The organism is Streptomyces botrytidirepellens, assembly GCF_003721215.1.
Lineage (GTDB): Bacteria > Actinomycetota > Actinomycetes > Streptomycetales > Streptomycetaceae > Streptomyces > Streptomyces himastatinicus.
In genome coordinates this window covers 22,202-28,329 of sequence record NZ_RIBZ01000137.1, presented here as the reverse complement: position 1 = coordinate 28,329, position 6,128 = coordinate 22,202, and the positions used below count along the sequence as shown (strand labels likewise).

4 protein-coding genes are annotated in these 6,128 nt (G+C 71.7%); 1 reads left to right on the top strand and 3 read right to left on the bottom strand.

The features are described 5' to 3' along the window. The 3 genes from EEJ42_RS10450 to EEJ42_RS10440 all read right to left on the bottom strand — a co-directional run. Positions 1–1,006: ABC transporter permease (locus tag EEJ42_RS10450; protein WP_148081913.1), on the bottom strand; the 1,006-nt coding region annotated here is incomplete at its 3' end. Continuing rightward, a complete protein-coding gene (locus EEJ42_RS10445; RefSeq protein WP_123099682.1) occupies positions 996–2,555 on the bottom strand; it encodes a sugar ABC transporter ATP-binding protein in 1,560 nt (519 codons plus the stop codon). The genes EEJ42_RS10450 and EEJ42_RS10445, both read right to left, overlap by 11 nt. An 89-nt stretch (positions 2,556–2,644) precedes the next feature. Further along, positions 2,645–3,661, bottom strand: coding sequence for a LacI family DNA-binding transcriptional regulator (locus tag EEJ42_RS10440; RefSeq protein WP_123099680.1), 1,017 nt, complete (start codon positions 3,659–3,661; stop codon positions 2,645–2,647). A gap of 220 nt (positions 3,662–3,881) precedes the next feature. On the opposite strand from EEJ42_RS10440, the gene recD2 reads away from it, so the two are divergent. Then, positions 3,882–6,089, top strand: a complete 2,208-nt coding sequence (gene recD2, locus EEJ42_RS10435) for an SF1B family DNA helicase RecD2 (RefSeq protein WP_123099679.1) — start codon at positions 3,882–3,884, stop codon at positions 6,087–6,089. The last annotated feature ends 39 nt before the right edge of the window (positions 6,090–6,128 follow it).

Below are 6,128 nucleotides of genomic sequence, written 5' to 3'. Positions count from 1 at the left end.
CCGCCGACGCGCCCGGCGCCGCGGGCCGGGCCCCGGCGCGCCGGCGCACCGTGTCGAGCAGCACCGCGAGCGCGATGACGACACCGATGACGACCTGCTGCCAGAAGGCGGAGACCTCCAGCAGGTTGAGCCCGTTGCGCAGCACGGCCAGGATCAGCGCGCCGATGAGCGTGCCGGACGCCTTGCCGACGCCGCCGGACAGGCTCGCGCCGCCGATGACGACCGCGGCGATCGCGTCCAGTTCGTAGCCGACGGCCGCCTGCGGCTGCGCGGAGGAGAGCCGGGAGGCGAGCACGATGCCCGCGATCGCGGCGAAGCCGCCGGACAGGGCGTAGATGACCAGCTTCTGACGGCCCACCCGGATGCCGGAGAGGCGGGCCGCCTCCTCGTTGCCGCCGATCGCGTACATCGCGCGGCCCGCGTACGTACGGCCCAGCACGCCGGAGGTGATCAGGCCCATCGCGACCATCACGAGCACCGGGACCGGCAGCCAGCCGCCGAGCGTGTCGCCGAGGCCGGACACCGAGTCGGGGACGGAGATGGGGCTGCCCTGCGAGATGACCAGGGCGAGGCCCCGGCCGACCGACAGCATCGCGAGCGTGGCGATGAACGGCGGCAGCTTCCCGAAGGACACCAGCGCCCCGCTGACCAGGCCGCACGCGACCCCCGTGGCGACGGCGAGCAGCGCCGCGAGCCAGATGGGCAGCCCCTGTGAGGTCGCCGACCAGGCGAGCACGGTGGCGGACAGCGCGGCCACCGAGCCGACCGACAGATCGATGCCCGCGGAGACGATGACGAAGGTGACGCCGAAGGCGAGGATCGCGGTGACCGCGGCCTGCACGCCGACGTTGAGGAGATTGTCGGTGGTGAGGAAGTCGCCGGACAGCAGCGACATCGCCGCCACCAGCAGCACCAGGGCGCTCAGCGCGCCGTTGTCGAGCAGCACGCGGCGCAGTACGGCCGGGCCCCCGGGGTCCTTCGTGGACGCGAGCGTGTCAGTGGCCACGGGAGCCCTCCTTTTCGTTGACGCCGACTCCTTCGACGACGCCGTCTGTGCTTCCTTCGACGCCCTTGACGTCCTTCACCGCCAGGGCCATGACGGCGTCCTGGGTCGCTTCCCGAGCGGTCAGCTCCCCGGCGATCCGGCCCTGGGCCATGACCAGGACGCGGTCGCTCATGCCCAGCACCTCGGGGAGGTCGCTGGAGATCATCAGGACGGCGTGGCCGGACGCGGTGAGTTCGTTGATGAGCTGGTAGATCTCGACCTTGGCGCCCACGTCGATGCCGCGGGTCGGCTCGTCGAGGATGAGCACCTTGCTGTCGGCGAGCAGCCACTTGCCGATGACGATCTTCTGCTGGTTGCCGCCGGAGAGCGTGCGCACCTGCTGGTCGAGCCCGGCCATCCGGACCGCCAGCTGTTCGGCGATGCGCTCCGCCGCCCGGCGCTGCCCGGCCCGGTCGACCAGCCCGGCGCGGGTGGCGCCGCGCAGCGTGACCAGGCCCAGGTTCTCCTGCACGGACGCGTCCAGGACCAGCCCCTGGCCCTTGCGGTCCTCCGGTACGAGGCCGACCCCGGCGTCCATCGCGGCGACCACGTCATGGCGGGGCAGCGGCACGCCCGCGACCTCGACGGTGCCGGTGTCGTACGGATCGGCGCCGAAGAGGGCCCGTACGACCTCGGTGCGGCCCGCCCCGACGAGCCCGGCGAGGCCGACCACCTCCCCGGCACGCACATCGAAGTCGACGTCCTGGAAGCTGCCGCCGCGGCCGAGCCCCCGGACCTTCAGCAACGGCTCGCCGTCGCTCTCCCCCGCGTCCTCGGACGCGGGGCGCTCCCTCGGGTACTGCTGCTCGATGGACCGCCCGACCATCAGCCGCACCAGCTCGTCCTGGTCGGTGGCGGCCGGGACCTGGGTGACGCTGCGGCCGTCGCGCAGGACGGTCACGCGGTCGCCCAGGGCGGCGATCTCCTCCAGGTGGTGGGTGATGAAGACGACGCCCACGCCGTCCGCGCGCAGTGTGCGGACGATACGGAAGAGCTTGTCGACCTCCTCCGTGGTGAGCACGGCGGTCGGTTCGTCCATGATCAGGACGCGGGCGTTCAGGCTGAGCGCCTTGGCGATCTCGACCATCTGGAGCCGGGCGATCCCCAGGTCGCGGACGCGGGTCCGGGGGGAGACGTCCACGCCGACGCGGGCGAGGAGTTCGGCGGCCTGCTCGTCCATCTTCGTGCGGTTGACGACGCCGAAGCGGCGCGGCTGGCGGCCCAGGAAGATGTTCTCGGCGACGCTGAGGTCGGGGACGAGGTTGAACTCCTGGTAGATGGTGGCGATGCCCAACCGCTCGGCGTCCTGCGCCCCCTGGATACGGACAGGGCTGCCGTCGACCAGGACGCGTCCCCCGTCGGGGCGGTGCGCCCCGGACAGCATCTTGATCAGCGTGCTCTTGCCCGCGCCGTTCTCGCCGAGGAGGACGTGCACTTCGCCCCGGCGGAGGTCGAAGTCGACGCCGTCCAGAGCGACCACACCCGGAAACGTCTTCCGGACCCCCTCCATCCGCAGGATCTCCGCCCCGTCGTCCGCGTGCGCGGGCCGGTCCGCGGGTGCGGGCGGCACCGGTTCCGGCTCGGGGCTGGGCGTCGTGGTCATGGCGTGCTCCCTTCGGGCTCGCCGCAGGAGCGGCGGGGGACCAGGCGGGCGGACAGGGTCACCGATGCGGCGGGCCGCCCCTCGATGCGGTCGATCAGCGCGCCGACGGCGGCGTGGCCGAGGTCTCCGGTGGGCTGGGCGATGGCGGTGATCGGCGGATCGGTGTGGACGAACCACGGGATGTCGTCGAACGCGGCGAGCGCCACGTCGTCGGGCACCCGCAGCCCGCGGGAGCGGATCTCGTCCATCGCGCCGAGCGCCATCAGATTGTCGGCGGCGAAGATCGCTTCCGGAGGGCGGGGCAGATCGAGGAAGCGGGCGGTCACCCGCCGCCCGCTGTCGGCCTGGAAGTCGCCCTGGCCGATGTATTCGGCGGGCAGGGCGAGGCCGAACTCGCGCAGGGCGGAGCGGAAGGCGTCCACCCGTTCGCGTCCGGTGGTGGTGGCGGCCGGGCCCGCGATGATGGCGAGCCGGCGGTGGCCGAGGGCGTGCAGATGGGCCACCAGATCGCGGACCGCGGCGCCGCCGTCGGTACGGACGACGGGCACCTCGTCCAGCCCCTCACCCTCGATCCAGCGGTCGACGAAGACCATGGGCGTCCCGGTGCGGGCGGCGTCCAGCATCAGCGGGGAGCCGCCGTCGGTGGGGCTGACCAGCAGGCCGTCGATGCGGCGGTCCACCAGGGTGCGGACGTGGTGGTCCTGGAGGTCGGGCCGCTCGTCGGCGTTGCCGATGACCACGCTGTAGCCCCGGTCCCGGGCCGCGTCCTCGACGGAGCGGGCCAGCTCGGTGAAGAACGGGTTCAGCACATCGCTGATGACCAGCCCGAGGGCGCGGGTCTGATGGGTGCGCAGCGAGCGGGCGACGGCGTTGGGCCGGTAGCCGAGGTCGGCGACGGCGGCGAGCACCTTGTCCCGGGTGTCCGTACGGACGGCCGGGTGGTCGTTGAGCACCCGGGAGACCGTCGCGACGGAGACCCCGGCGCGCTGCGCCACGTCCTTGATGGCCGGCATCGCCCCACCTCCTCGTGGAATCGATTACATCGATGACGCCGAGGGAGATTGGAATCGATTACACGAGGGTGGGGCAAGATGCCGGAACGGGCCGCAACCGGATCGTGATGTTCCGCTCTGTCCGATGTGCCGCCTCGCCGCTCTCCCGTCCGCGCCGGGTTATCCACAGGCCCGCTCGTCGCCCCGACCCGGTGTCCGCCCCCGGCGGTACGGTCGGTGCATGCTCAAACTCGCGGTGGTCGAAGGGGTTCTGGAGCGGATCACCTACGCCAATGAGGAGAACGGGTACACGGTGGCCCGGGTCGACACCGGCCGTGGCTCGGGCGATCTGCTGACCGTCGTCGGCTCGCTGCTGGGCGCGCAGCCGGGGGAGTCGCTGCGGATGGAGGGCCGCTGGGGTTCTCATCCGCAATATGGCAAACAGTTCACCGTCGAGAATTACCAGACCGTCCTGCCCGCCACCGTGCAGGGCATCCGGCGCTATCTCGGCTCGGGCCTCATCAAGGGCATCGGCCCGCGGATCGCCGACCGGATCACCGAGCACTTCGGCATCGACACCCTCGATGTCATCGAAGAGCAGCCGAAGCGGCTGATCGAGGTCCCCGGCCTCGGCCCCAAGCGGACCAAGATGATCGCCGCGGCCTGGGAGGAGCAGAAGGCCATCAAGGAGGTCATGGTCTTCCTCCAGGGCGTCGGCGTCTCCACCTCCATCGCGGTGCGGATCTACAAGAAGTACGGTGACGCGTCGATCGCGATAGTGAAGAACGAGCCGTATCGGCTGGCCGCCGACGTCTGGGGCATCGGCTTCCTCACCGCCGACAAGATCGCCCAATCGGTCGGTATCCCGCACGACAGCCCCGACCGGGTCAAGGCCGGTTTGCAGTACGCGCTGTCCCAGTCCGCCGATCAGGGCCACTGCTATCTCCCCGAGGAGCAACTGATCGGCGATGCCGTGAAGTTGCTCCAGGTCGACACCGGCCTGGTCATCGACTGCCTGGGCGAGCTCGCCGCCGAGGACGAGGGCGTGGTGCGCGAGCCGGTGCCGGGCCCGGAGGACGGCGAGCCGGTCTCGGCCGTCTATCTGGTGCCCTTCCACCGCGCCGAGATCTCGCTGGCGGGGCAGGTGCGGCGGCTGCTGCGCACCGAGGAGGACCGGCTGCCCGCCTTCCAGGGCGTGGACTGGGACGCGGCGCTGGGCTGGCTCGCGAAGCGCACCGGCGCCGATCTGGCCCCCGAGCAGAGCCAGGCGGTGCGGCTCGCGCTCACCGAGAAGGTCGCGGTTCTCACCGGCGGCCCCGGCTGCGGCAAGTCGTTCACCGTGCGGTCCGTGGTGGAGCTGGCCCGCGCCAAGAGGGCCAAGGTGGTGCTCGCGGCCCCCACCGGCCGGGCCGCCAAGCGGCTCGCCGAGCTGACCGGGGCCGAGGCGTCCACGGTGCACCGGCTGCTGGAGCTGAAGCCCGGCGGGGACGCGGCGTACGACAAGGACCGCCCGCTCGACGCCGACCTGGTGGTCGTCGACGAGGCCTCGATGCTCGACCTGCTGCTGGCCAACAAGCTGGTCAAGGCGGTCCCGCCGGGCGCCCATCTGCTGTTCGTGGGGGATGTGGACCAGCTGCCGAGCGTCGGCGCCGGGGAGGTGCTGCGCGACCTGCTGGCCCACGGCAGCCCGGTGCCGGCCGTCCGGCTGACCCGGATCTTCCGCCAGGCGCAGCAGTCCGGGGTGGTCACCAACGCCCACCGGATCAATTCCGGGGCCCCGCCGATCACGCAGGGGCTGTCGGACTTCTTCCTCTTCGTGGAGGACGACACGGAGGAGGCCGGGCGGCTCACGGTGGACGTCGCGGCCCGCCGCGTGCCCGCGAAGTTCGGCCTCGATCCCCGCCGTGACGTGCAGGTCCTCGCCCCCATGCACCGCGGCCCGGCGGGCGCGGGCACGCTCAACGGACTGTTGCAGCAGGCCATCACCCCGGCCCGGCCGGACGTGCCGGAGCGGCGTTTCGGCGGCCGGGTCTTCCGTGTCGGCGACAAGGTGACCCAGATCCGCAACAATTATGAGAAAGGGGCCAACGGGGTCTTCAACGGCACGGTTGGAGTCGTCACCTCCCTCGACAGCGACGAGCAGCGGCTGACCGTGCTGACGGACGAGGACGAGGAGGTGCCGTACGACTTCGACGAGCTGGATGAATTGGCTCACGCCTATGCGGTGACCATCCACCGTTCCCAGGGCAGTGAGTACCCGGCCGTCGTGATCCCGGTGACCACCGGGGCCTGGATGATGTTGCAGCGGAACCTGCTGTACACGGCGGTGACCCGGGCCAAGCGCCTTGTGGTGCTGGTCGGCTCGCGCCGCGCGCTCGGGCAGGCGGTGCGTACCGTCTCGGCGGGCAGACGCTGTACGGCGCTGGATCACCGGCTCGGCGGGACATAGGAGTCGAGCGTGTCAAGAGGGTTTCCGAACGGTGACGAA